The sequence below is a fragment of the Ruegeria sp. CDSB117 genome, from assembly GCF_059611005.1.
This window is the reverse complement of record NZ_JBXWOS010000008.1, coordinates 79,696-101,442: the sequence shown is the minus strand read 5'-3', so window position 1 is coordinate 101,442 and position 21,747 is coordinate 79,696. Positions and strand designations below refer to the sequence as shown.

The 21,747-nt window shown below is 57.5% G+C and carries 29 protein-coding genes; 10 read left to right on the top strand and 19 right to left on the bottom strand.

The genetic code is table 11. The features are described from left to right. Nucleotides 1-3: 3 nt before the first annotated feature. A complete protein-coding gene (locus tag AC2FJC_RS11050) occupies nt 4-444 on the bottom strand; it encodes a DUF4399 domain-containing protein (RefSeq protein ID WP_496739543.1) in 441 nt (146 codons plus the stop codon). A 228-nt stretch (nt 445-672) separates the two neighbouring features. On the opposite strand from AC2FJC_RS11050, the gene AC2FJC_RS11045 reads away from it, so the two are divergent. After that, nucleotides 673-1,578, top strand: a complete 906-nt coding sequence (locus tag AC2FJC_RS11045; RefSeq protein ID WP_496726385.1) for a LysR family transcriptional regulator — start codon at nt 673-675, stop codon at nt 1,576-1,578. An 85-nt stretch (nt 1,579-1,663) separates the two neighbouring features. Here AC2FJC_RS11045 and AC2FJC_RS11040 read toward each other — a convergent pair whose 3' ends face one another. The 5 genes from AC2FJC_RS11040 to AC2FJC_RS11020 all read right to left on the bottom strand — a co-directional run bounded on the left by AC2FJC_RS11040 (nt 1,664) and on the right by AC2FJC_RS11020 (nt 5,213). Continuing rightward, nucleotides 1,664-2,566 carry an OmpA family protein gene (locus tag AC2FJC_RS11040; protein WP_496739542.1) on the bottom strand — a complete coding sequence of 301 codons (903 nt, stop codon included), beginning with the start codon at nt 2,564-2,566 and terminating at the stop codon, nt 1,664-1,666. Further along, nucleotides 2,563-3,135: a peroxidase-related enzyme gene (locus AC2FJC_RS11035; RefSeq protein WP_496739541.1), complete on the bottom strand. Its 573-nt coding sequence runs from the start codon at nt 3,133-3,135 to the stop codon at nt 2,563-2,565. The genes AC2FJC_RS11040 and AC2FJC_RS11035 overlap by 4 nt, the downstream gene beginning before the upstream one ends. Before the next feature lie 5 nt (nt 3,136-3,140). Beyond that, complete coding sequence (locus AC2FJC_RS11030; protein WP_496739540.1) at nt 3,141-3,860, bottom strand: GNAT family N-acetyltransferase; 720 nt, start codon at nt 3,858-3,860, stop codon at nt 3,141-3,143. Continuing rightward, the gene (locus AC2FJC_RS11025) at nt 3,857-4,579 is read right to left on the bottom strand and encodes a competence/damage-inducible protein A (RefSeq protein WP_496739539.1); all 723 of its coding nucleotides are present in this window, start codon (nt 4,577-4,579) and stop codon (nt 3,857-3,859) included. The genes AC2FJC_RS11030 and AC2FJC_RS11025 overlap by 4 nt, the downstream gene beginning before the upstream one ends. A 70-nt stretch (nt 4,580-4,649) precedes the next feature. After that, complete coding sequence (locus AC2FJC_RS11020) at nt 4,650-5,213, bottom strand: TetR/AcrR family transcriptional regulator (protein WP_496739538.1); 564 nt, start codon at nt 5,211-5,213, stop codon at nt 4,650-4,652. Nucleotides 5,214-5,312: 99 nt separating this feature from the next. Between AC2FJC_RS11020 and AC2FJC_RS11015 the strand changes: the two genes are divergently transcribed. Together AC2FJC_RS11015 and sfsA are read left to right on the top strand one after the other, a co-directional pair. Next, entirely contained in the window at nt 5,313-6,068 is a 756-nt protein-coding gene (locus tag AC2FJC_RS11015) for an SDR family NAD(P)-dependent oxidoreductase (RefSeq protein ID WP_496739537.1), read from the top strand. A 39-nt stretch (nt 6,069-6,107) separates the two neighbouring features. Next, on the top strand, nt 6,108-6,824 hold the full coding sequence (gene sfsA / locus AC2FJC_RS11010; protein WP_496739536.1) for a DNA/RNA nuclease SfsA: 717 nt from the start codon (nt 6,108-6,110) through the stop codon (nt 6,822-6,824). A 26-nt stretch (nt 6,825-6,850) separates the two neighbouring features. Here the strand turns inward: sfsA and AC2FJC_RS11005 are convergent, their stop codons facing one another. Continuing rightward, on the bottom strand, nt 6,851-7,666 hold the full coding sequence (locus tag AC2FJC_RS11005) for a class I SAM-dependent methyltransferase (protein ID WP_496739535.1): 816 nt from the start codon (nt 7,664-7,666) through the stop codon (nt 6,851-6,853). Between the two features lie 200 nt (nt 7,667-7,866). Between AC2FJC_RS11005 and map the strand changes: the two genes are divergently transcribed. Next, on the top strand, nt 7,867-8,679 hold the full coding sequence (map, locus tag AC2FJC_RS11000) for a type I methionyl aminopeptidase (RefSeq protein ID WP_496739534.1): 813 nt from the start codon (nt 7,867-7,869) through the stop codon (nt 8,677-8,679). Here the strand turns inward: map and AC2FJC_RS10995 are convergent. Genes AC2FJC_RS10995 through AC2FJC_RS10980 form a run of 4 tightly spaced genes read right to left on the bottom strand, consistent with a single transcriptional unit; the run spans nt 8,667 to nt 11,272 of the window. Further along, nucleotides 8,667-8,834, bottom strand: a complete 168-nt coding sequence (locus tag AC2FJC_RS10995) for a hypothetical protein (RefSeq protein WP_496739533.1) — start codon at nt 8,832-8,834, stop codon at nt 8,667-8,669. The genes map and AC2FJC_RS10995 overlap by 13 nt on opposite strands. 35 nt (nt 8,835-8,869) lie before the next feature. Continuing rightward, on the bottom strand, nt 8,870-9,505 hold the full coding sequence (locus AC2FJC_RS10990) for an HAD family hydrolase (RefSeq protein ID WP_496739532.1): 636 nt from the start codon (nt 9,503-9,505) through the stop codon (nt 8,870-8,872). A gap of 1 nt (nt 9,506) precedes the next feature. After that, nucleotides 9,507-10,064 carry a 16S rRNA (guanine(966)-N(2))-methyltransferase RsmD gene (gene rsmD / locus AC2FJC_RS10985; RefSeq protein ID WP_496739531.1) on the bottom strand — a complete coding sequence of 186 codons (558 nt, stop codon included), beginning with the start codon at nt 10,062-10,064 and terminating at the stop codon, nt 9,507-9,509. Then, on the bottom strand, nt 10,061-11,272 hold the full coding sequence (locus AC2FJC_RS10980) for an NAD(P)/FAD-dependent oxidoreductase (RefSeq protein ID WP_496739530.1): 1,212 nt from the start codon (nt 11,270-11,272) through the stop codon (nt 10,061-10,063). Before AC2FJC_RS10980 ends, rsmD begins: the two co-directional genes overlap by 4 nt. A 99-nt stretch (nt 11,273-11,371) precedes the next feature. Between AC2FJC_RS10980 and AC2FJC_RS10975 the strand changes: the two genes are divergently transcribed. The 4 genes from AC2FJC_RS10975 (at nt 11,372) to AC2FJC_RS10960 (ending at nt 12,910) form a co-directional block, all read left to right on the top strand. Next, the gene (locus AC2FJC_RS10975; RefSeq protein WP_496739529.1) at nt 11,372-11,857 is read left to right on the top strand and encodes a peroxiredoxin; all 486 of its coding nucleotides are present in this window, start codon (nt 11,372-11,374) and stop codon (nt 11,855-11,857) included. 104 nt (nt 11,858-11,961) lie between these two features. Further along, nucleotides 11,962-12,207, top strand: coding sequence for a glycine zipper 2TM domain-containing protein (locus AC2FJC_RS10970; protein ID WP_496726400.1), 246 nt, complete (start codon nt 11,962-11,964; stop codon nt 12,205-12,207). Between the two features lie 10 nt (nt 12,208-12,217). Further along, nucleotides 12,218-12,568 carry an EF-hand domain-containing protein gene (locus tag AC2FJC_RS10965; RefSeq protein WP_496739528.1) on the top strand — a complete coding sequence of 117 codons (351 nt, stop codon included), beginning with the start codon at nt 12,218-12,220 and terminating at the stop codon, nt 12,566-12,568. 33 nt (nt 12,569-12,601) lie between these two features. Next, nucleotides 12,602-12,910, top strand: a complete 309-nt coding sequence (locus AC2FJC_RS10960) for a hypothetical protein (protein ID WP_496739527.1) — start codon at nt 12,602-12,604, stop codon at nt 12,908-12,910. Here the strand turns inward: AC2FJC_RS10960 and AC2FJC_RS10955 are convergent. From AC2FJC_RS10955 to AC2FJC_RS10940, 4 genes are read right to left on the bottom strand one after another with little or no spacing between them, the layout of a single operon-like run. Beyond that, nucleotides 12,907-13,200, bottom strand: a complete 294-nt coding sequence (locus AC2FJC_RS10955; RefSeq protein ID WP_170411625.1) for a 4a-hydroxytetrahydrobiopterin dehydratase — start codon at nt 13,198-13,200, stop codon at nt 12,907-12,909. The genes AC2FJC_RS10960 and AC2FJC_RS10955 overlap by 4 nt on opposite strands. Next, nucleotides 13,197-14,384, bottom strand: coding sequence for a GNAT family N-acetyltransferase (locus tag AC2FJC_RS10950; RefSeq protein ID WP_496739526.1), 1,188 nt, complete (start codon nt 14,382-14,384; stop codon nt 13,197-13,199). The genes AC2FJC_RS10955 and AC2FJC_RS10950 overlap by 4 nt, the downstream gene beginning before the upstream one ends. Before the next feature lie 45 nt (nt 14,385-14,429). After that, complete coding sequence (locus AC2FJC_RS10945; protein WP_496726404.1) at nt 14,430-15,197, bottom strand: glycerophosphodiester phosphodiesterase family protein; 768 nt, start codon at nt 15,195-15,197, stop codon at nt 14,430-14,432. After that, nucleotides 15,194-15,649 carry a RidA family protein gene (locus tag AC2FJC_RS10940; protein WP_496739525.1) on the bottom strand — a complete coding sequence of 152 codons (456 nt, stop codon included), beginning with the start codon at nt 15,647-15,649 and terminating at the stop codon, nt 15,194-15,196. The genes AC2FJC_RS10945 and AC2FJC_RS10940 overlap by 4 nt, the downstream gene beginning before the upstream one ends. A gap of 291 nt (nt 15,650-15,940) precedes the next feature. On the opposite strand from AC2FJC_RS10940, the gene AC2FJC_RS10935 reads away from it, so the two are divergent. Further along, nucleotides 15,941-16,768, top strand: coding sequence for an MlaA family lipoprotein (locus AC2FJC_RS10935; protein WP_082649379.1), 828 nt, complete (start codon nt 15,941-15,943; stop codon nt 16,766-16,768). Further along, complete coding sequence (locus AC2FJC_RS10930) at nt 16,758-17,357, top strand: MlaC/ttg2D family ABC transporter substrate-binding protein (RefSeq protein WP_496739524.1); 600 nt, start codon at nt 16,758-16,760, stop codon at nt 17,355-17,357. Before AC2FJC_RS10935 ends, AC2FJC_RS10930 begins: the two co-directional genes overlap by 11 nt. 71 nt (nt 17,358-17,428) lie before the next feature. Here AC2FJC_RS10930 and AC2FJC_RS10925 read toward each other — a convergent pair whose 3' ends face one another. From AC2FJC_RS10925 to AC2FJC_RS10910, 4 genes are read right to left on the bottom strand one after another with little or no spacing between them, the layout of a single operon-like run. Then, entirely contained in the window at nt 17,429-18,526 is a 1,098-nt protein-coding gene (locus AC2FJC_RS10925) for an ABC transporter ATP-binding protein (RefSeq protein WP_496739523.1), read from the bottom strand. 3 nt (nt 18,527-18,529) lie between these two features. Continuing rightward, entirely contained in the window at nt 18,530-19,429 is a 900-nt protein-coding gene (locus tag AC2FJC_RS10920) for a carbohydrate ABC transporter permease (RefSeq protein WP_496739521.1), read from the bottom strand. Next, nucleotides 19,422-20,294 (bottom strand): carbohydrate ABC transporter permease, encoded by an 873-nt coding sequence (locus AC2FJC_RS10915; RefSeq protein WP_058275014.1) that lies wholly within the window; start codon nt 20,292-20,294, stop codon nt 19,422-19,424. Before AC2FJC_RS10915 ends, AC2FJC_RS10920 begins: the two co-directional genes overlap by 8 nt. Nucleotides 20,295-20,351: 57 nt before the next feature. Next, nucleotides 20,352-21,596 (bottom strand): ABC transporter substrate-binding protein, encoded by a 1,245-nt coding sequence (locus AC2FJC_RS10910; protein WP_496726407.1) that lies wholly within the window; start codon nt 21,594-21,596, stop codon nt 20,352-20,354. Nucleotides 21,597-21,747: the final 151 nt, after the last annotated feature.

Here is a 21,747-nt window from a genome sequence, read left to right as displayed (position 1 = left end):
CGATTACTCGACCGAAATCGTGATCACCTGGGACACAATCGGGGTTGCGTGCGGAACATGCCCTGCATCCCCCAGAACCAGTTGCAGCGTGTGATCACCCGACGCGAGCTCCAGCGTCACTTCAGTCTGACCACCACCGAAATGCAAATGATTGTCGTCTGAAGGCAGACCATAGGCGAGCTCATCCGCACCGTCCTCACCCTCACCAATCGGCGGGCGGTCGATCAGCAAATGGTGGTGCCCGGTGTTTTCCGCCTCGGTTCCGGCGGGGGCCACGCCCATCCCGCTTAACCCAAAGACCACGGTCACCGGCGATGAAACCGTGTCGCCATCTGACAGGTTTACAAAATAGACCCGTGCGTCCGGGTTCGACGGCGTCTCGCCACCAGCCCATGCGAAGGTCGCGGACAGACATATGACTGCGACGGTATAAATGGCTTTCATGATCTCCTCCGTGGTCACAAATTTGCCATTGTCATCCTAGCATATCCGGCCGAAATCACCCAAAACCCTTGGCTTACAGGCATTGTGGCCATCTCGGAAACCATCGTTTCCGCGTTTCCCATATGCAAACGATCCGATTTGAAACCCTGATATTATCCCATGTCCGCCCTGTTTCCGCCCAGATTGGACGTCAGGTTGGCTCAAAGGACTAAGACTTGGGGAACGAGAATGGACCGACTGACCGAAATGGAAGCCTTTGCCAATGTGGTGGACCAAGGTGGCTTCACCGATGCGGCCAAGAAAATGGGCATCTCCAAATCGGCCGTATCAAAGCATGTTTCGAGCCTCGAGGCCCGTCTGGGCGCACGGCTGCTGAACCGCACGACCCGGCGCGTGTCGCCGACCGAAATTGGCCTGGCATATTATGACCGCGCACGGCGTGTTCTGAATGACGCGGGCGAAGCTGATGCGCTTGTGACTTCGATGCAATCCGCCCCCTCGGGTCTGCTTCGGATCAGCGTTGCAACAGATTTCGGCGTCAATCACCTGTCTCCGGTTCTGTCGGATTTTCTGGCGGCCTATCCTGATATCACTGTGAACATGGTGCTGAACAACCGCTACGTCGAGCTGATTTCTGAAGGGTTCGATGTAGCCGTCCGGATTGGTGAGCTGGAAGACAGCACCCTGCGCGCACGCAAACTGACTGAAACCGTCAAGCGGATGGTCGCAGCACCCAGCTATGTCGAGAAATTCGGCCGGCCGCAGAAAATTGACGAACTGAATGAACACAAGCTACTGCATTACTCCAGCCAGTCCTCTGGCAATGTATGGAAGCTGACCGCGCCTTCGGGTGAAAAAAGACAGGTTCGCACCGCAGGGTGGCTGAGCGTGAACGATGGGCAATCCCTGTTGAACGCCGCCATCTCTGGTCTGGGGATCGCATATTTGCCCAGCTATCTGTACGCAGATGCGCTGAAATCCGGTGCTGTACTGGACGCTATGCCGTCGCTTCCGGACGAGGTTCAGGGCGTCTACGCCGTTTACCCGCCCGGGCGATTTACGCAGCCCAAGGTGCGGGCATTCATAGATTTTCTCGTCGATGCGTTTCACGAAAAAGGCCCGATGGACTGGTGAATTTACCTCGGTAAACTGTACGGCCCGCGCCAATTGCGTGGGCCCTTTTTTTTTGAAGATTATGATTTGATCTGCACCGCGGGCTTTAGTTGATCAGCAAGACCGCCTCGACCCGGCGATTCAAGTCGCGGCCTTCCGGCGTGGCATTCGAGGTGAGCGGGGCCAGATAGCCGATCCCGCGCGCTTCGACCCGGTCTGCCGCGATCCCATGCGCCTCGATCAACCGGGCACGCACGGCCTGCGCACGGCCGGTACTGACCGAGATATTGGCATCCAGCGCGCCCGTGTCATCGGTGTGACCCACAAGTGCCAGCCGGATGTTTGGGTTTTTGTCCAGAAACTCCGCAACCAATTTCAGCGACGCAAAAGGCCCTTCGCCCAACGTCATTTCTCCGGTACGGAAATGAAGATCTTCCAATATTGCATGGCCGTTTTGCTCCAATTCGGCCAACAGGTCGCTGGACGACGTGACTGGCTCGTCGATCACAAGCGGCGGCGGAGCCTCTGCACCCACCGGTGTGACGCGGATCATCTGCACATACCCGTCAGGCGGATTGCGGCTGACCAGCAGGCTGACCACATTGCCCCCCCGAATGGCGGACAAAAAGCGATAGTCCTGAATGGCCACATACATGTCCGGTGTAGGCACGACTTCGGTGCCAAATCGAAAATCGAACCCGCCACACGTTTTGGCCTGACACTCAAGCAGGATCTCGTACCCCTGCGCGGCGATCTGATCCCGCAGCGGCGCCAGTAATTGCAGCGTGGTGCTAGAGCCCGATTGCAACCGCCAGGTTAACCGCTCGACCTTTCCTTCAACCTCTCTTGCGGGCACTGCACCGTCAACGAAAGGGCCAATTGGCAGCTCATAGCTGTCCAATTCACTTGTCCGGTCGCTGACCAGCCGTGCTCCAGAGGGCAACGTCAGGTTCTGTGCAAGACCCTGACTGGCCATCATCATCAGAAAAAGGGCTGCGGTTCGTATCATCGGGCCTGCGTATGGTATTCGTCGTTCGGGGCCATCGCTGTTGCGCTAGCCACCCGGTTCGACATGTTGAAAAAGCCGGTCACATTGGCAATGTCCCAAATGTCGCGATCGCTGAACCCAACATCGCGCAGACGTTGACGATCAGGTTCTTCGATCTCGGTACTGGCGGTCGTCATCTTGGCAGCAAAATCCAGCATGGCGCGTTGACGATCGTCCAGAAGGGCCACGCGGTAGTTCATAACCAGCATCTCGCCCAATCGCGGATTGCCCGACAATTGCCGAACAGCTGCACCATGGGCCACCAGACAGTAAAAGCATTTGTTGATCGCGGACACGACCACCGCAATCATTTCGCGTTCCAGTTTTGACAATCCGCTGTCACCCAACATCAGGTCGTTATAATTCGCCGTAAACGCGTTCAGCTTGTCGATGTCGAACGCATAAGCCTTCAGAACATTGGGCACAAAGCCCAGTTTTTCGACACAGATATCAAAGTACTTCTGCGTCTCAGGCGGCAGCGGGTCCACCATCGGCAGATCCAGCGCGGTGGGCAGGGTTTGGTCGGTCACGGTGGTCACTCTCCTTGGACAAGCTGACGGTAATGGTATTCTCCGGTGATCTCCATCCCGAGCGCATGGTAAAGACCATTTGCCCCGTCATTGGCCTTAGTGCAGATCACACTTAGCGTTTTTGCGCCGTTCTTCTGTGCCCAGATTGCAGCTGCGCGCATGGCCCACTTTCCCAAGCCCTGACGGCGATAGGCCGGTAAGATTTCCAGCGCATGAACCATGGCGACGTCGTCGTGAATGGCGACAAAACCGGTCCCCGCCGGGTGATCGGAATGACGTAGGAATATCCCCGTTTTAGGCCCGTCGGCGCGGTCCATGATGGCCAGCCGCTCTGGCCCGATCCCGCCCTGCGCCCAGATCTCGTTCATGATCGCCAGCGGACTCCAGATGGGAAAGACGGTGACCCGAGGGATGGGCGTATCGGTCAGGTGGTCGACCGGGCATTGGTAGATGTTGACGGGATCAAGAATGTCATAGCCACGATCCGCAAGCTGCTGATCCAGCCGTTCGTCGCCCGGTCGCAGGCAGAATATGGGCCGCTGACCCATCGCGCGCATCGCCCCTTCAGCGGCTTTGATATCCGCGTCGGTCGCCGATGCCAGAGCGCTGGCCGCGGAAACGCGCGAGCCACCACCCAGCCCCTGCCGCAGGCGAAAAGGGCCAATTGTCTCGAATCGAGCCGCCGGCCATGTACCGTCGACAACCTCGGCCCAGTTCGGGCTCAAAGCTCCAACTCTTTCGCCAACCGGGTCGTGGCCGCATCGACCTGTGACCCGTTTGTGCCCCGAACCACCACGTTAGAGCCGAATACACCGTTTACCTGAAACGGGTAGCTGCCGATGGCGAGATCAGGGTAATCCTCAGCCAAAGCGGAAAGGATCGAGGCGATATCACCTTCACCCCGGTTGATCCGCAGCGTTTGCGACAACAGGGGATCGCCGCCGGTCAGCTTGGGCAGAACGCTGGCGACCATGGCCTGAAAGATTGTGGGGATACCCGCCATCACATGCACATTCCCAAGCGTGAAGCCTGGCGCGGTCGAAACAGGATTATCGATTAATGTCGCCCCATCCGGAATACGTGTCATCCGCAGGCGCGCGGCGTTCAGTTCCAACCCCGAATTCTCATAGTGCCGCTCCAACAGCGCTCGGGCGTCGGCGCGCACATCAATCGATGCATCAAAGGCGCGGGCAATGCAGTCGGCCGTGATATCGTCATGGGTCGGGCCTATTCCGCCGCTGGTGAAAACATGATCAAAGCAGTCCGACAGCGCTCGAACGGCTTGTTCAATGGCAGTGGCGTCATCGCTGACCATACGAACCTCTTTAAGATCGATGCCCTGTTTGGTCAGTTCCTGCGCAAGGTAATGCATGTTCGCATCCCGTGTGCGTCCCGACAGGATTTCATCCCCGATCACAAGCATTGCTGCGGTTGGGTTCGGCATGACCTGTCCTTTCCTGATATGGCACAGGCCGCAAGATATCGTTCCTGTCGTGCCTCGCAAGGCCCGTTTGTCAGTCCCGCAGCGCTTGGGCAGGCAAATCCGCAGTGACGCTTTGGAACAGGTCCATATCGTTCATTGACCGCGCCAGAATCATCGCCCCTTCTAGGCGGGCTATTGTTTCCCCTGCTCGGGCTTCGGGATTCGCGGCCCCTGCGGCCCGGAATACTGTTTCCAGCCATACGAGATTACGCTCGAAAAACTCGCGAGTCCGTCTGGCGACCGGGTCTGGCAACCTTGCAATTTCAGCACCGAACATACCGCACAGGCACATCAGGTCCTGTTCGATCAATGCTTGTCGATATGCCGCCACATATTGTTCAAGAGATTCCAACGGCGTGGCTTCGTCCAACCGTCCCAACGCCCCCAGAAACCGATCAGTGTACCGGGTCACCAGCGCCTCGCCCAAAGCTTCCTTGGTGGGAAAATGGTAGTGAATGCTGGCCGATTTGATGCCGATTTCAGACGCGATGTCGCGAAAACTGAAGGCATAATACCCGCCTTGCCGCGCCATACGCTCGGCCACATCTAAAATTCGGCTGGCAGTTTCTGACAGGGGTTTTTCTGTTTTGGGCATCTGCACATCAATCTAAAATTTACCTATCACTAGATAGGGGGTTGTATTTCAAAATTCAAACTCAATATATCTACCTATCAGTAGATAGGGAATCTGATCATGACACAGACAACAACACTTATCGTCGGCGGATCCAGCGGAATGGGTCTGGCCACAGCGCGCCAAATCATAGCAAGCGGCGGGCACGTGACCCTTGTCGGGTCATCCGCTAGCAAGTTGGACGCGGCGAAAGCGGAACTTGGCGACAAAGCGGACATATACCGCGCGAACCTGCGTGACCCGGCGGACGTCGAAAGGCTGATCAACCAGATCAAATCGGACACGCGTCACATTCAGGGATTGGTGAATGCAGCCGGGACATTCGCGCCAAAACCGTTCATGGAACACACGGCCGAGGATTACGACAGCTATCTGGACCTGAACCGCGCGACCTTTTTCATCACGCAGGCCGTGGTCGAAAACATGATAGCCAACGGAGGCGGAAATATCGTCAACATAGGCTCTATGTGGGCAAAGCAGGCAGTTCGCGCCACACCGTCCTCGGCCTATTCGATGGCCAAAGCCGGACTTCATTCCCTGACGCAGCATCTGGCAATGGAACTGGCGGAACATAACATCCGAGTGAATGCGGTTTCTCCAGCTGTGGTGGTGACCCCCATCTATGGTGCCTTCATCGACCCGGAACAGATCGAGGCCACCTTGACTGATGCTTTCGACGCTTTCCACCCGATCGGCCGCGTCGGTCGGCCCGAGGATGTGGCGCGTACCGTCACCCATCTTCTGTCCGATGATGCGGGTTGGGTCACTGGGGCAGTCTGGGATGTTGATGGTGGCGTAATGGCGGGCCTCGTCTGACACTTCCCATGCGGGCGGGGGCGCGGTAAGCCGGGTGGCATGAAGTTTGCCACCCCATTGATCCCCGCCCGCCTTATCCGACGCTACAAACGCTTTCTGGCCGATTGCCAGTTGGAGGACGGGCGCGAAGTAACCGCACATTGCGCCAATCCGGGTTCCATGCTGGGTTTGGCCGAACCGGGTGAGAAGATCTGGCTGGAGCCCAACGATGACCCGAAGAAAAAACTGAAATACGGCTGGCGTCTGGTCGATCATGAGAACGGGCATTTTACCGGTGTTGACACCTCAGTACCCAACAAAGCCCTGCGCGCGGCCCTTCAGGCCGGTGAAATACCTGAGCTTGCAGCCTATAAAAACGTCCGTCCCGAGGTGAAGTACGGCGAAAACAGCCGTATTGATTTTCTGCTGACGCAACCTGGCCTGCCCGACGCCTATGTCGAGGTCAAAAGCGTGACTCTGTCCCGTGAACCATGTTTGGCAGAGTTCCCCGACAGCGTCACCGCACGCGGTACCAAACATCTAGGAGAGCTGACGGCCATGGTGACCCAAGGACATCGCGCGATCATGCTGTATCTGGTGCAGCGCACGGATTGCGACCGGTTTGGTTTGGCGGCGGATATAGACCCGGCCTATGCGGCGGCATTTGAGACGGCACAAGCGAACGGTGTCGAACGATTGGTGTATGGTACGCAAATTTCGCCCGAAGGTGTTTGGGTGGATACCACACGGTTCGGGGACTTTAACCTGCCCGGGTAATATCACTTGCCCCCGTCAGGTCCGATTCACCCCTTGTTTCGGCATTCGAACTGGGTTGCCGAAAGGGGCATCACCATATCACTGGCCTCAAATCTGGACCGCAGCGCCGACAGCATTTCGGCCACAACCGCATCCGGATCGACGCCTCCGCGCGCTCTGATTTCGTCAATCAACGGATTTCCATACACCAGGGCTGTCGCAAATTTCTCAAGGTCGGCGATTGGTTTGTTCAGCCTGATGGTTTCGTGCGTAACGGTCCGCCAACCTGCGGCCGCAAGGTCCGTGTGTACGATGTCGGGGTCGCCATAGTGGAACGGGACCTTGTAGAATCCTGGTGGGTTTTCGGGAAAGAACGTCATCGCTGCTTTGTGGGCTGTCTCGGAAAACGGGTTTTTGGACATATCGCTCCAGACGTTGAACACGTACCGGCCGCCTGGCTTCAGAACACGGGCAGCTTCGCGATATGACGTGGTTTTGTCCGGAAAGAACATCACGCCGAACTGGCAAACGATCAGGTCAAAACTGTTGTCTTCGAATGGCAGTTCCATTGCGTTCGCTTGGACAAACTCGACATTCTCACTGCCGGAGAACTTGGCTTTTGCAATCTCCAACATGGGCGGATTAAGGTCCGTAACCGTCAGCGAAACAGACGGGTTTAACGCGTCGCGCAGCTTACGGCTGACAATTCCCGTTCCTGCGGCAAGCTCCAGAACGCGACCCGTTTCAAGGCCGCCACACAGCCCGGTTAACCTGTCGGCATAGTCTACAAAAATGTTCGGTCCCAGACCCTGATCGTAATGGTGTGGAATTTCACCGATAAAACTGGCAGAATTGCTGGACATCTCGATCCTCCAAAACGATCTCACTGGGAAAAAACAACATTCTATCTGAAATTATGATTTTGAGCGAATTTGATAGACTTTGCAGCCTTGATCCGGGGGCATTCAGCGTCATCTAACACCCGCAAACGCACACCCTCTGGAACTTTCTGCACAAGCAGCGTAAAAGGCAGGCTGCGCGCAACATTTGGAGCTTAGCGTCGATGAAAGAACATCGTGGCCGCCTGACCAAGGACGGCATCCGCATTTATGAACAGGGTGACTTTGCCGGTATGCATGCGGCAGGGGCTTTGGCCGCGCGGATACTCGACGATATTGCAGAACATGTGTTTCCAGGCCAGACAACTGGTGTGATTGACGGGCTCATCACGCAGATGGTCGAGGATGCGGGCGCGACATCGGCGACAATTGGCTACAAGGGCTATCAGCATGCCAGCTGTATCAGCGTGAATCACGTGGTTTGCCACGGCATTCCAGGTGACAAGAAGCTGAAGGATGGCGACATTCTGAACATCGACGTCACGGTCATTGTGGACGGCTGGTTCGGCGATACTTCGCGCATGTATGTCGCGGGCAAACTGCCCCGCAAGGCTGAACGTCTGATCCAAGTGACACATGATGCCCTGTTCAAAGGCATCGAGGCGGTCAAGCCGGGCAACACCTTCGGCGATATCGGCCACGCGATTCAGGCCTATGTCGAGGCGCATCGGATGAGCGTCGTGCGCGATTTCTGTGGCCACGGTCTGGGCCGGGTGTTCCACGCGCCGCCAAACGTGCTGCACTATGGCCGTCCGGGCACTGGCGCGGTTCTGGAAGAGGGCATGTTCTTCACCATCGAACCGATGGTGAACCTTGGCCGTCCTGAGACGAAAACACTGGCCGACGACTGGACCGCTGTGACCCGCGACAAGTCACTGTCAGCGCAGTTCGAACACTCGGTGGGTGTGACCGCTGATGGTGTCGATATCTTTACCCTGTCACCGGGCAATAAATTCCATCCGACCTATTCGTCCTGATCGGCGGCCCGCTCGCGCAGCAGTTTCAACAGCAATGTCTCCGTGCCCCACGGCGTAATCGCGTCGTGGATGAACACAGGCGCGCGCAAATGCTTGGGCGCGGGTCCGGTGTGGGTTTCAGCATCGTCTGAAGGGGTCCAGAGCGGTGGGTTCAAAGCGCGGTCCATAAGCCGAACTTATCACGGTCGGATCAAATTCCCAAAAGGGCTGGAACCTCGGCCATGTCGGTGAAAACCTCTGCTTCGAGGTCCGTCAGAAATGCACCTTTTCCATCAGGCACATAGCCCAGGCAGCGCATATTGGCACGGATTGCTGCGGTGACGCCGCTGGCACTGTCTTCAATTACAACTGGCGCGGTGGCCTCAAATTGACGCGCTGCTGTAAGGAACATGGTGGGGTCAGGTTTACCGACGCCCAAAGTGTAGGCTGAAAACATCACATCCTTGAAGCGATCCCAAAGGCCATTCTGCCCCAGCGTGACTCGCATTTTGTCAGGCCCGCCATTGGACGCTACGCAGAAAGGAATTCCGCGCGCATCCAAGAGCGTCAGCAATTCCGCTACACCCGGAACCAAAGGAACACCCTGACGCAGTCGGGCGTCGGTTTCGGCATCGAATTCCATAATCCAGTTCTCGGGCAGGTCAGCCCCCAAATCGCGCGCGATATCCTGCACTTCCGGCATGGTCCTGCCGGTGAAAATCCTGTGGCACTCCTCCGCTGTCAAGGATAGTCCATGTCGGGCAAAGTTCGCGACCATCACCTGATTGGACAGGGGCTCACTGTCGACCAACACACCATCGCAATCGAAGATGACCAGATCGTGCATGTCAGGCCCCTGTCCGCCACATCAGTGAGATATGCGTGTCGCCATATTTACGCGCATTGTGCAGGTCAAACCCTTCGGGCGCGGCCATGGGGGCGTTTTCTTCCCAGACGATTAAGGCGTCTTTTGCCAACCACCCCCCTTGAGTAGCCGTCGCAAGCGCCTTTTGCCCAAGGCTTTTGCCGTAGGGCGGGTCAAGAAAAATAAGATCACAAGGCGCGCCCGGATTGTCGCCCAATCGCGTCGCGTCGCGACGGATCAGATCGGTACGGTCCTTGCTGTGGGTCAGATCAACGTTCTTACGGATCAGCCCCTGCGCCACGCGCCCGTCATCCACGAAAGTCACATGCGCCGCGCCGCGCGACAGCGCCTCAAGCCCCAGTGCTCCGGTGCCGGCGAAAAGGTCCAGAACACGCAGCCCATCAAAGTCGATCTGATGGCTCAGTACATTGAACAGGCTTTCACGCACGCGATCCGTGGTGGGACGCAGATGCGCCCCGGCATCGCCTTTGCCGACCGAGGCCAAGGCGCGGCCCCGGAACTCTCCGGCGATGATCCTCACGCTTTGAGCAGCGGTTTCAGGTCCGCGTCTGGGTCGGCCACGACGGCCGGGTCGGCCGTTTTGCCTGCATCGATCAGGCGTTTGCCCACCATGTAGGCACGTGGGTCATTCATCGCGTCGACCGCGATCAACTGATCGCCTTTATAGTACCAGAAGGACACCGTCTGCCCGTCGCCCTTGCGGGTCACCACGCGGTCATAGCCGGTGTTCAGACCTGCGATCTGTAGTTTGACGTCATACTGGTCCGACCAGAACCACGGCGTCGCCACATAGTCTTTGGCGGCACCCAGCATGTTCTGAGCAACAATCTCGGCCTGATCGATGGCATTCGGTACACTTTCCAGCCGAATACGACCACCGAAATGCGGGAACGACGCGCAATCGCCCGCCGCCCAGATAGCCGGATCAGAGGTGCGGCCATGGGCATCCGTTTTGATGCCGTTGTCCAGCTCCAACCCGGCCATCTCGGCCAATTGGGTCGAGGGTGCGATGCCCACGCCAACCACGACGAAATCAACCTCAAGCTTGGTGCCATCGGTCAGGACGGCCCCGGTGACCTTGCCGTCTTCGCCGACCAGACGATCCAGCCCGACGCCTTCACGGATGTCAGCACCGTATTCAGAATGCAGAGCACGGAAGTAATCGCTGGTTTCCGGTGCCGCGACACGTTGCAAAATCCGTTCTGCCATCTCGACCAGAGTGACCTTGACCCCACGCTTGGCGCAGACGGCGGCCGCTTCAAGCCCGATATAGCCACCACCAACGATCAGGGCGCGGGCACCCTCTTTCACGCGGGGCTCCATCTCGTCGATATGGGTCAGGTCGCGCACGACATGAACGCCTTCAAGGTCACCTCCAATGGCCGCAGGCAGGTAACGCGGGTCAGAACCGGTGGTCAGGGCCAGTTCGTCATATGAAATCACCTCGTCACTCAGGGTCACAGTCTTGGCCTTGGGGTCGATCGCGGTCACGCGCTGACCCAGACGCAGGGTGATGTTGTTTTCGGCGTAGAAACTTTCGGGGCGCAGGAACAGGCGTTCAAGCTCCATCTCACCCAGCAGATAAGCTTTGGACAGTGGGGGGCGCTGATATGGCAGATGCTGCTCGGCACCGATCAGCGTGATATCGCCTTCAAACCCGTCCTTGCGCAGTCTTGCAACAAGAGATGATCCCGCCTGCCCGGCTCCGATCACAACAATATGGCTCATCTTCGTCCTGCCCTGTCAAATTCCCGTGGTTTCATTCTCTGGCTCACCTATATTGCGGCTGAGGCCGACTCTGCAAATCCAATCGACAGGAGGAACAAGATGATTTCAACCGGTGATACGCTTCCCGACGCAACGTTGACTCAAATGGGGGCAGAAGGGCCCGAAGAGGTTCGGATTTCAGACAAGACCAAAGGCCGCAAAATTGTGATCTTTGCTGTGCCCGGTGCATTCACGCCGACCTGCCACTCGGCCCACGTGCCCAGCTTTATGCGAACCAAGGAACAGTTCGACGCCAAAGGCGTGGACGAAATCATCTGCGTCTCGGTCAATGACCCCTTTGTAATGAGCGCGTGGGGCGAAGCGACTGGCGCGACAGGCGCAGGCCTGACCATGCTGGCCGACGCCGCATCCGAATTTACCAAGGCCATTGGCATGGATTTCGACGCCCCGCCAGTTGGTCTGCTTGCGCGCTCAAAGCGCTATGCGATGTTGGTCGAAGACGGCAAGGTCGTTGCGCTGAACCTCGAGGAAAATCCCGGTGCCTGCGAGATTTCCGCGGGCGAAGGTCTGCTTGAGGCCATCTAGGTCACTCGGGCCCCGGTACAACCGGGGCCACGTTAACCCTATTTCACTTGATGCAACTTCCTGATGGGTCGATACTTGCCCCATTCATTCAGGGAGTTTTTTTGATGAAGCTCAAAATCATCACAGTCATTCTGGGTTCGGCAGGTGCACTGGCCGCCTGCGGCCCAGCCCCGACACCTCAGCAACAGCAGGCGCGACAGCATGAGATTGCGTGCCTCGGCGGCACACTAGGCGGCGCACTGATCGGCGGGGCGATTGGCAATCAATTCGGCGGTGGGTCCGGCAAGGACATCCTGACCGCGGCTGGGGCCGTCGCGGGCGGTGTCTCGGGCCAGCGTTACGCGTGCTGAGGAGAGAATGATGATAAAAACAGCTTTTTTGACGACAGCGGTCATTCTGTTGGCCAGTGCAACCTTGGCGGAAACAGTGGCTGGACTGCACGAAAAGGAACTGAACGCCATTGACTCCAACAACGATGGCTTCCTGTCCAAGGACGAGTTTAACGCCTTTTCGGATTATGCCTTTCAGGCCATGGACGAAGACAAGAACGGAACGCTGGGTCTGGAAGAGGCCAAGCCGTTTCTGGACATAAAACAGTTTCAAAACGTTGACCGCAACAACGACAACTTTATCTCACGATCAGAGTATGACCAGCAGATGGGCGATGATTTCCTGGCCGCCGATCAGGACGGAAACGCCCAGTTGGATTGATCGCACGACCGGGCTGAACGATAGGAGCGTGGTATGGAAAAGTGGATAGCCCTCGGCATTTTGGGGTTTCTTGCCGCCTGTGATGCGCCGCAGGCCCCCGTGGTGACCGGACCGAACGGACAGCCCCAGATCCAGATCAGCACATCAGGCCTGACGTGCTATGATACGCGTTGTTTGGACATCAATCCGGCGGCGCGAAGCGTTCGATCGGTTGGGAATCGGACAACCGGTATTCCACGAGACATCAACGTCAGCAACGGCACGGTCACACCCGCCGATTTCCGTCGTCTGGGTGAAATAGCTTCTCTGGCCGGCGGCATGGGATCCAGAGGAGACCGTTAAACGAGGCTGTCCATTTTTCGCGCCAATTTGGCGTCCAGCGACGATAACCCACCGACATCATGTGTGGACAGGACCACCTCGACCGTGCGGTACACGTTTGACCATTCAGGGTGGTGGTTCCACTTCTCGGCAAAGATCGCCACCTGGGTCATCCAGCCAAATGCGTGGACAAAATCCTCGAAAATGAAGGTCTTGGTGATAGCATCCCGGTCGGTGACCATGGTCCAGCCGTTGTCGAACAGCGGATCAAGAAGAGGGCCGCGAGTTTCGGTCGACAATAGTTCCGTCATTGCTGTTCCTCCGGATTCGATTTTCTGAACGGACCATAATCCGTCAGAATCTCGATCTCTTCTCCCACTGCGTGGGCCTCGGCGTCCAGATATTTCTTGATCGCATCGGCAAAGCCCGGGTCGTTGACCCAATGCAAGCTATGCGTGCGCGTGGGCAAGTAACCGCGCGCCAGCTTATGTTCACCCTGCGCGCCTGCTTCGACCCGCGCCAGACCTTCCGCAATGGCAAAGTCGATCGCCCTATAATAGCACAGTTCGAAATGCAGGCAGGCGTGATGTTCAGTGCAGCCCCAATACCGGCCAAAAAGCGTTTCGCGGCCGATGAAATTCAAAGCCCCGGCGATGGGGTATCCGTCCCGTTCAGCCAGCACCAAGGCCATGTCGTCCGCCATAGTTTCATGTGCGATATCAAAGAATTGGCGGGTCAGATAAGGCACGCCCCATTTACGGGACCCAGTGTCCTGATAAAACTGCCAGAAGGCATCCCAGTGTTCGGGGCGCAGGTCATCCCCGGTCAGAGTGCGGATTTCGCCGCCAAAATCGATGGCCTGCGCGCGTTCTTTGCGAATGTTCTTGCGCTTGCGCGACGATAATGCCGCAAGAAATCCGTCGAAATCTTGGTATTCGTCATTCAGCCAGTGAAACTGCTGCGACTGACGCAGCATAAGCCCCATCTGTTCGCCCGCCAGCGCCTCGGCATCGGTGCAGAACGTCGCGTGGACTGAAGACACCTGATTGTCTGCAGCCAATTGCACCGCCCCCTGCACCAGCGCAGACATGCCAACCGATTCATAGCCGGGGCGCACCAGAAAACGCCGACCTGTTGCGGGTGTGAACGGCACGGCGATCTGCAGCTTGGGATAATAACGACCCCCGGCACCTTCATAGGCATGCGCCCAGTTGTGGTCGAAGATGTATTCGCCCTGACTGTGGGATTTGGCATACATCGGCGCCGCCGCGATCAGCATCCCGTCCAGATAGGCCGTCAGGTATTGCGGTTGCCAGCCCGTTCCGCGCCCGACCGAGCCGCTGTGTTCAAGCGCAAGCAGAAACCGGTGGGTGGTGAACGGATCAAGCGGACGGCCGCCATCGGCAACCTCGGGACAGGCGCAGCTGTCCCATTCCGCCGCAGATATCTGCGACAGCGAGCCCAGCACCCGAACCTCGATCTGTGCCTGATCCATTTGCCCTCCGCCTCTTATCTTTATCTGTGACGTCGCAGGGCTGGTTCAACCCGGTTGTACAGCTAGATACCCTTCGAAGGTCACATTGTCCGCAACTTCGCGGGCCTCTGCCTCTTGTTCAGGCGACCGCACAGTCCAGCACAGGATCGGTACACCGCGTGCCTTCAGTTCGGCCACGCGGGGGCGGTCAAGATCTTCGACCTCATGGCTGATAAAACTGGCCCCGACACGGTCGAAATCCGGAATGTCGCGCAGGTGGTCACAAACACTCTGAGGTAAAAGCTCGACCTTGGGCTGGTACGACCCCGTCACGATGCCACGCGGCAGATGCGGTGCCAGCCGCGCCAGTTCAGCGACCGAGTTGGGGTTGAACGACATCAACGCCACCGGCCCATCGTAACCTGACAATGCACGCACGGCGTCTTGTTCCAGCGGGCCCACTGATGTGCCCATCGCGCCGTCCTGATCTTTGAATTCGATCAGCAGCGGTACTTTGCCTGACACGATTTGCAGAACCTCATCCAGCGTCGGGATGCCATCGTCCGCGTGCAACAGCGTGGTGCCTGATGCCTGAACCGACGTGATCAGCTGGATCGGGCCGGGCTGTCCGGTCAGGCGGGTCATGTCATAGTCATGAAACACCATAGCCCGGTTGTCCGAGGTCCGTTGCAGATCAATCTCAATCCCATACCCGGCGTCCACGGCGGCGCGAATGGCCGCCCGGCTGTTTTCCGGGCGGTTGTCCTGTTTGTCGTGCAGCGCACGATGCGCCAGCGGGACTTGAAGGAATACGTCAGGCAGTGCGGGCGTCATTGAACTTCAAAGATACCTTCAATCTCAACCGCGACGCCCAAGGGCAGTGCCGCCGCACTGACGGCCGAACGCGAATGGCGACCTGCATCACCCAGCGCTTCGACCAGAAAGTCTGACGCACCGTTGATGACTTGCGGCTGCGCGGTAAAATCTGCCGTCGAGTTCACAAACCCGGTCAGCTTGATGACGCGTACCAATTTTTCGATATCGCCACCGCAGGCCGCTTTGACCTGCGCCAGAAGGTTGATCGCACATACCTTGGCCGCAACAGCGCCTGCTTCGACTTCCATGTTGTCGCCCAGCTTGCCTGTGATCAGATCATCCGCCTTCGAGATCTGCCCCGAGACATAGACGATATTGCCCACGCGCACGAAGGGCACGTAGTTGGCCGCCGGCGCAGGAGCGTCCGGTAGGTTGACACCCAAGCTTTCCAGTTTCGCCGCGATGCTCATGAGGTCTCCTCCCAAATTTGAGTCGGGGCGAAGCTAACCGGGAAGGCAAGGATCGAAAAGTGCGAAAACGGCGATGTGACCTGCACCGGTTGTGGGCGTAACTTTTCTTATTCTGAACTGTTGAACCTGTGTCACTTTACGTTGACCTATTCGGCAGGTTAAACGCTATCTGTTTCATATTGGTGGCGAAACGCCTATGTGACTTTGGGTAGGCCGGGCACAACGGCCAAAAAGAGTATTGATTAAGTGTTCGGGCACGGACTGTCCGAACGTTTTGGAGTGGCAAAGATCGTGTTGAGCAGAATCAGCCTAAAACCCCTAATCGTTGTGTCCGTATTGGCAGTTCTCAGCGCCTGCACCACACGCCCTCCGGAGGGTGTTCAGCAGGGTGAAGCATTTGATCCGTATGAACGCAACAACCGGGGCATCCACAAGTTCAACCTTGGCGTCGACCGGTTTCTGTTTCGTCCCGCCTCGAAAGGGTACGTAAAGATCGTGCCCGACCCGATGGTGACCAGTTTCAACCATTTTGCCGAAAACCTGACGATGCCGGGCCAAGCCGTGGACTACCTGCTGCAAGGCAACCTTAAGCAGTCAGGCAACGCATTGCTGCAGTTTGTGATCAACACGACCGTTGGTGGCCTGGGGTTGTCAGCCCCTGCCGACGAACTGAACCTTCCGCCTGTGGATACCGATTTCGGTGAAACGCTGCACGTCTGGGGTTTTGGCGAGGGCGCTTATGTCGAGCTGCCGCTCTATGGCCCGTCAACGCAGCGGGACTCGATTGGTGTTATCGTCAACCTGTTCTCGAACCCGATCAACTTCTCTCCGGTCCGTCCGGTCGACAATATCGGTGTCTACGCCGAGGTCGTGCGCCGGATGGGCGATCGGGGGCGTTTTTCGGACACGGTCGACTCGATCCTGTATGAAAGCGCTGACAGTTATGCGCAGGCGCGGACCATTTACCTACAAAATCGCCGCTTCGAACTGGCGAGAGACGACGAAGAAACCTATCTGGGTCTTTACGACGACCCTTATGCAGACAATGGGACCGACCCTGTCAGAGATCCCTACTTAGACCCATACGAGGACCCCTATGAGGACCCCTATGCCGAGTAACCATATGAACCGACGCGGTTTTGTCGCCACTGGCCTTGCCGGTCTGGCACTGACCGCCCTGCCTTTTTCCGCCTTTGCCCAGACTGAAGCCAGCGCCAAGGCTCTGGTCGTCAGTGTCGTGGATGACATCAACCGCATTATCGCCTCGGGCAAATCCGAAAAGGCGATGATCCGCGATTTCGAAAAGGTCTTTGTGCAATATGCCGATGTGCCGATCATGGCGCGTTATGTGCTGGGTGCGGACGCCCGTTCGGCCAGCCCGTCGCAGTTGAAGCAGTTCACCAAAGCGTTTCAGGGCTATATCTCGAACAAGTATGGCCGGCGTTTCCGCGAATTCATTGGTGGGCAAGTCACCGTCCGGAAGGCCCGGAAAATCAAGGCCGGTTACGAGGTACGCACCTCGGTTAAGCTGCAGGGCTCATCCCCGTTCGAGGTGACATTCCTAGTTTCGGACAAATCGGGCCGCGACAAATTCTTCAACATGTTCATCGAAGGCGTGAATATGCTGCTGACCGAACGGACCGAAATTGGCGCAATGCTGGACGCCCGTGGCGGCGACCTGAACCGTCTGATCAAGGACATGGGCTAAACCAAGGTCAGCCAACCCGGTTAAGTAAAAGAAAAACGCCGCGCGATAGGGTTCGCGCGGCGTTTTTTAGTTCAATTCAGGCGCTCGCCGGTTTCCTTGGCGAAGTAAGATACTTTGCTCATATCGAAGGCCAAGTTCAGCATTTTGCCCGCCTGCGCACTGGTTTCCGCGTGCAGACGCGCAGTGACCTGCTTGCCGCCCAGTTCCGAGACCACATAGGTGTCGGCCCCTGCCGGTTCGACCATATCAACCATGCACGCGGCTTCCTGCACGCCATCACCAGCCCGGAATCCTGCCTCGGCGATATCCTCTGGGCGCAGGCCCAGGATCACATCCTCGGGCAACGCCAGATCGCGCGCATCGTTCAGAACCAGCGTTTCCCCGGCATCGCGCGAGATGACGATTTGTGTACCCGACCCGATTTTGGTGACCTGCGCAGGGATCAGATTCATTGCCGGCGAGCCCATGAAATCAGCGACAAACAGATTGGCCGGGTTGTTATAAATCTCGGCCGGGCTGCCGATCTGCTGCACGATACCGCCCTTCAAGACCACGATCTTGGTGGCCAGCGTCATCGCCTCAATCTGATCGTGGGTCACGTAGACGATGGAAGCGTCCAATGTCTGGTGCAGCTTCTTGATCTCGGTCCGCATCTCAACCCGAAGCTTGGCATCGAGGTTCGACAGCGGTTCATCAAACAGGAACAGCTTGGGATCGCGCACCAGCGCCCGGCCCATCGCCACACGCTGACGCTGACCACCGGATAGCTGGCTGGGACGACGGTTCAGCAGCGGCTCGATTTGCAACAGCGAGGCCACATCGTTTAGTTTGGCCTCCTGCGTCGCCTGATCGACCCCGCGCACCTTCATGCCGAAGGTGATGTTCTTGGCCACGCTCATCGTCGGATACAAAGCGTAGGATTGGAACACCATCGCGATGTCGCGGTCCTTGGGGCTGACATGGGTCATGTCTTTGCCGCCAATCGCCAGTGTCCCGTCGGTGATTTCCTCCAACCCCGCAATGCAGTTCAGCAAGGTGGATTTACCACAGCCCGAGGGGCCGACCAGCACCAAGAAATCACCCGGTTCGATCGAGATGTTGATGTCCTTCAGAATTTCGGTTGCGCCGTAATTCTTGTAGAGTTTGTTGATATCAAGGATGGGAGCCATGGGTTATCCCTTCACAGAGCCAGCGGTCAGGCCGCGGATGAAATACTTACCGGCAACGACATAGACGAGCAGCGTCGGCAGCCCCGCGATGATCGCGGCGGCCATGTCGACGTTGTACTCTTTGACGCCGGTGGTGGAGTTTACGATGTTGTTGAGCGCCACAGTCACGGGCTGCGTGCCCGCCTGGCTGAACGACACACCGAACAGGAAGTCGTTCCAGATCTGCGTGAACTGCCAGATTACGGTCACAACGATGATGGGCAGCGACAGCGGTAGGAAGATCGACCAGAAAATCCGCAGAAAGCCTGCCCCATCGACCCGGGCGGCTTTGGTCAGCTCGGCCGGAATGGTGACATAGTAGTTGCGGAAGAACAGGGTGGTGAAGCCAAGGCCATAGATCACGTGGACAAAGATCAGGCCCGGAATGGTTCCGGCGATTCCCATCATGCCTAGCAGGCGCGCCATCGGCAGCAGCACCACCTGGAACGGGATGAAGCAGCCAAACAGCATCAGCGAGAAGATGATGTTCGCGCCTTTGAACCGCCACTGCGCCACGACATAGCCGTTCAGCGCACCTATCAGGGTCGACAAAAACACCGCAGGCACCGCGATCAGGACAGAGTTCCAGAAAAAAGGCCGCAGACCTTCACATTGGATACCGGTACAAGCCCCGGACCATGCGGTTTTCCAAGCATCAAAGCTGACTTCGCGCGGCAGCGAGATCAGGGACCCGGTGCGGATTTCCTCAAGGCTTTTCAGTGATGTCGTCAACATCACGAACAGCGGCATCAGGTAATACAGCGCGAACAGGCCCAGCAGGACATAAAGCAGCCAACGAAGGGCAATCTTGCCGGTGGCGCTCTGCGAGCGGGTTTGGGTTTGGGGCATCGACAGATCAGTCATTTTTCGCCCTCAGCTCTGAATAAAGATATGGAACCACGATGGCAAAGACGACCAGCATCATGATCATTGCGGAAGACGCCGCCTGACCAATATCGCCGCGCGAAAACGCCATGGCATACATATATGTGGCTGGCAGATCGGTGGCGTAACCCGGACCGCCGCCTGTCAGCGCGATGACAAGGTCAAAGCTTTTGATCGCAAGGTGGGCCAGAACGATGAAGGCCGACAGGAAGATCGGTGCCATCGACGGTATGATGATCGCCGTATAGATGCGCCATGTGGGGATACCATCGACTTGTGCGGCTTTGATGATTTCACCATCCACCGAACGAAGCCCGGCCAGAAACAGCGCCATGACAAAGCCCGAGCTCTGCCAGATCGCGGCAATCACAATCGTGTAGATGGCGTAATCGGGGTTCACCAGCCAATCGAATTCGAAATTCGGAAAGCCCCAGCCCTGCACCATGGATTCAATGCCTAATCCTGGGTTCAGGATCCACTTCCATGCGGTGCCGGTCACGATCATCGACAGTGCCATCGGGTACAGGTAGATGGTGCGAATGACCCCTTCGACGCGGATCTTCTGATCCAGCAGGATGGCCAGCAACAGCCCCAGCACCATCGCGATCACGATGAACAGCGCGCCAAAGATATACAGGTTGTTGATTGCCGTATCCCAGCGAGGGGAATCGAACAGGCGTTCATACTGAATGAAGCCATGGATCTCGTATTTCGGCAGTAGTTTCGATCGGGTCAGCGACACCCATGCGGTCCATCCGATAAATCCGTAGACAAAAATCAATACGGCGATGAACGACGGTGCCAGCACCACCTTGGGCAGGTGGTTTTCCAGCCATTCGGACATTTTTTCCTCCGGGGAAAAGTGCTCTGCCCCTCAGTATAGGGGGCAGAGCGTTTTGGATCAGTAGCTGTTGGCCACTGCGTCCGCCAGTTGCTGAACCGCGTCAGCCGAGGACATATCCGAGTTGAAATGTGCGGTCACAACATCCGTGATCGCTCCAGACTGCGACCCGCGCAGCGCCATGCCATGGGCGTAAGACGGCAGCAGCGAACCACCTGCCGAGGTCGTACCCATGTCTTCTGCCGACAGGTTGGCGCAGATGTCGAAGTCTTCCAGTCCAACATCGGTCCGTGCAGGGATCGAGCCTTTGTTCAGGTTGAACACTTTCTGGAAGTTCGGCGCGACGATCAGCTTGGCCAGCAGGTCCTGACCGGCTTTCTTGTCGTCTCCTTCCACGTCAAACATGGCGAAGCTGTCTACGTTATAAAGATATCCGTCGCCGGGGGTCGAGGCGCACAGGAAGTCTTCGCCAGGCTTCTTGCCAGCTGCCAGGAATTCACCCTTGGCCCAGTCACCCATGATCTGGAACGCCGCTTCGCCGTTCATGACCATTGCAGTCGCCAGGTTCCAGTCGCGGCCCGAGAAGTTCTCGTCCACATAACCACGCAGTGTGCGCATCTGGTCAAAGACCTGCACCATCGTATCCGAGGTCAGCGCTTCGGGATCCAGATCAACCAGTGCTTTCTGGAAGAACTCGGGTCCGCCGATGCCCAGGACCACCGTTTCAAACACGGTCGCGTCCTGCCACGCCTGACCACCATGGGCCAGCGGGATTACACCAGCGGCCTGCAGCTTGTCAGCGGCAGCGTTGAATTCGTCCCAGGTGGTCGGCATTTCGATGCCATTTGCCGCCAGAACGTCGGCGTTGGCCCAGATCCAGTCCACGCGGTGCACGTTCACCGGTGCGGCGCACCACGTGCCCTCGCACTGCATATGACCCGCGATGGACGCAGGCAGCACCTCGGCCCAGCCTTCGGCTTCGGCGACAGACGAGATATCGGCCAGAACGCCTTCTTCGTACCATTCCTGAATAGCAGGGCCTTTCAGCTGAACGGCAGTCGGTGCGTTACCGGCCAGAACACGGGCCCGCAGCGCGGTCATGGCTGCATCACCGCCACCACCCGCAACGGGCATGTCAGTCCAAGTACCGCCGTTCGAGGCGAACTCTTCCTGCAGAACGGCAACCGATTTGGCCTCACCACCCGAGGTCCACCAGTGCAGAACTTCTGCCTGCGGCTCGGCCACAACGGACGATCCGGCCACAACGGCCAAAGTCGAAACGGTGGCAAATGCAAAACGCTTCATTTTTTGTCTCCTCCCTGAGAACTCAGTGACTGCCAAAGCAGCGATGGCGCTATTACTGAGGTCAGATCACCGTCTGACAACTTGGAATGCACAGTAAAGCACGGAAACAGACCAAATTTTCACCACTTCTGTTACAGCGTGTTACGTTGAC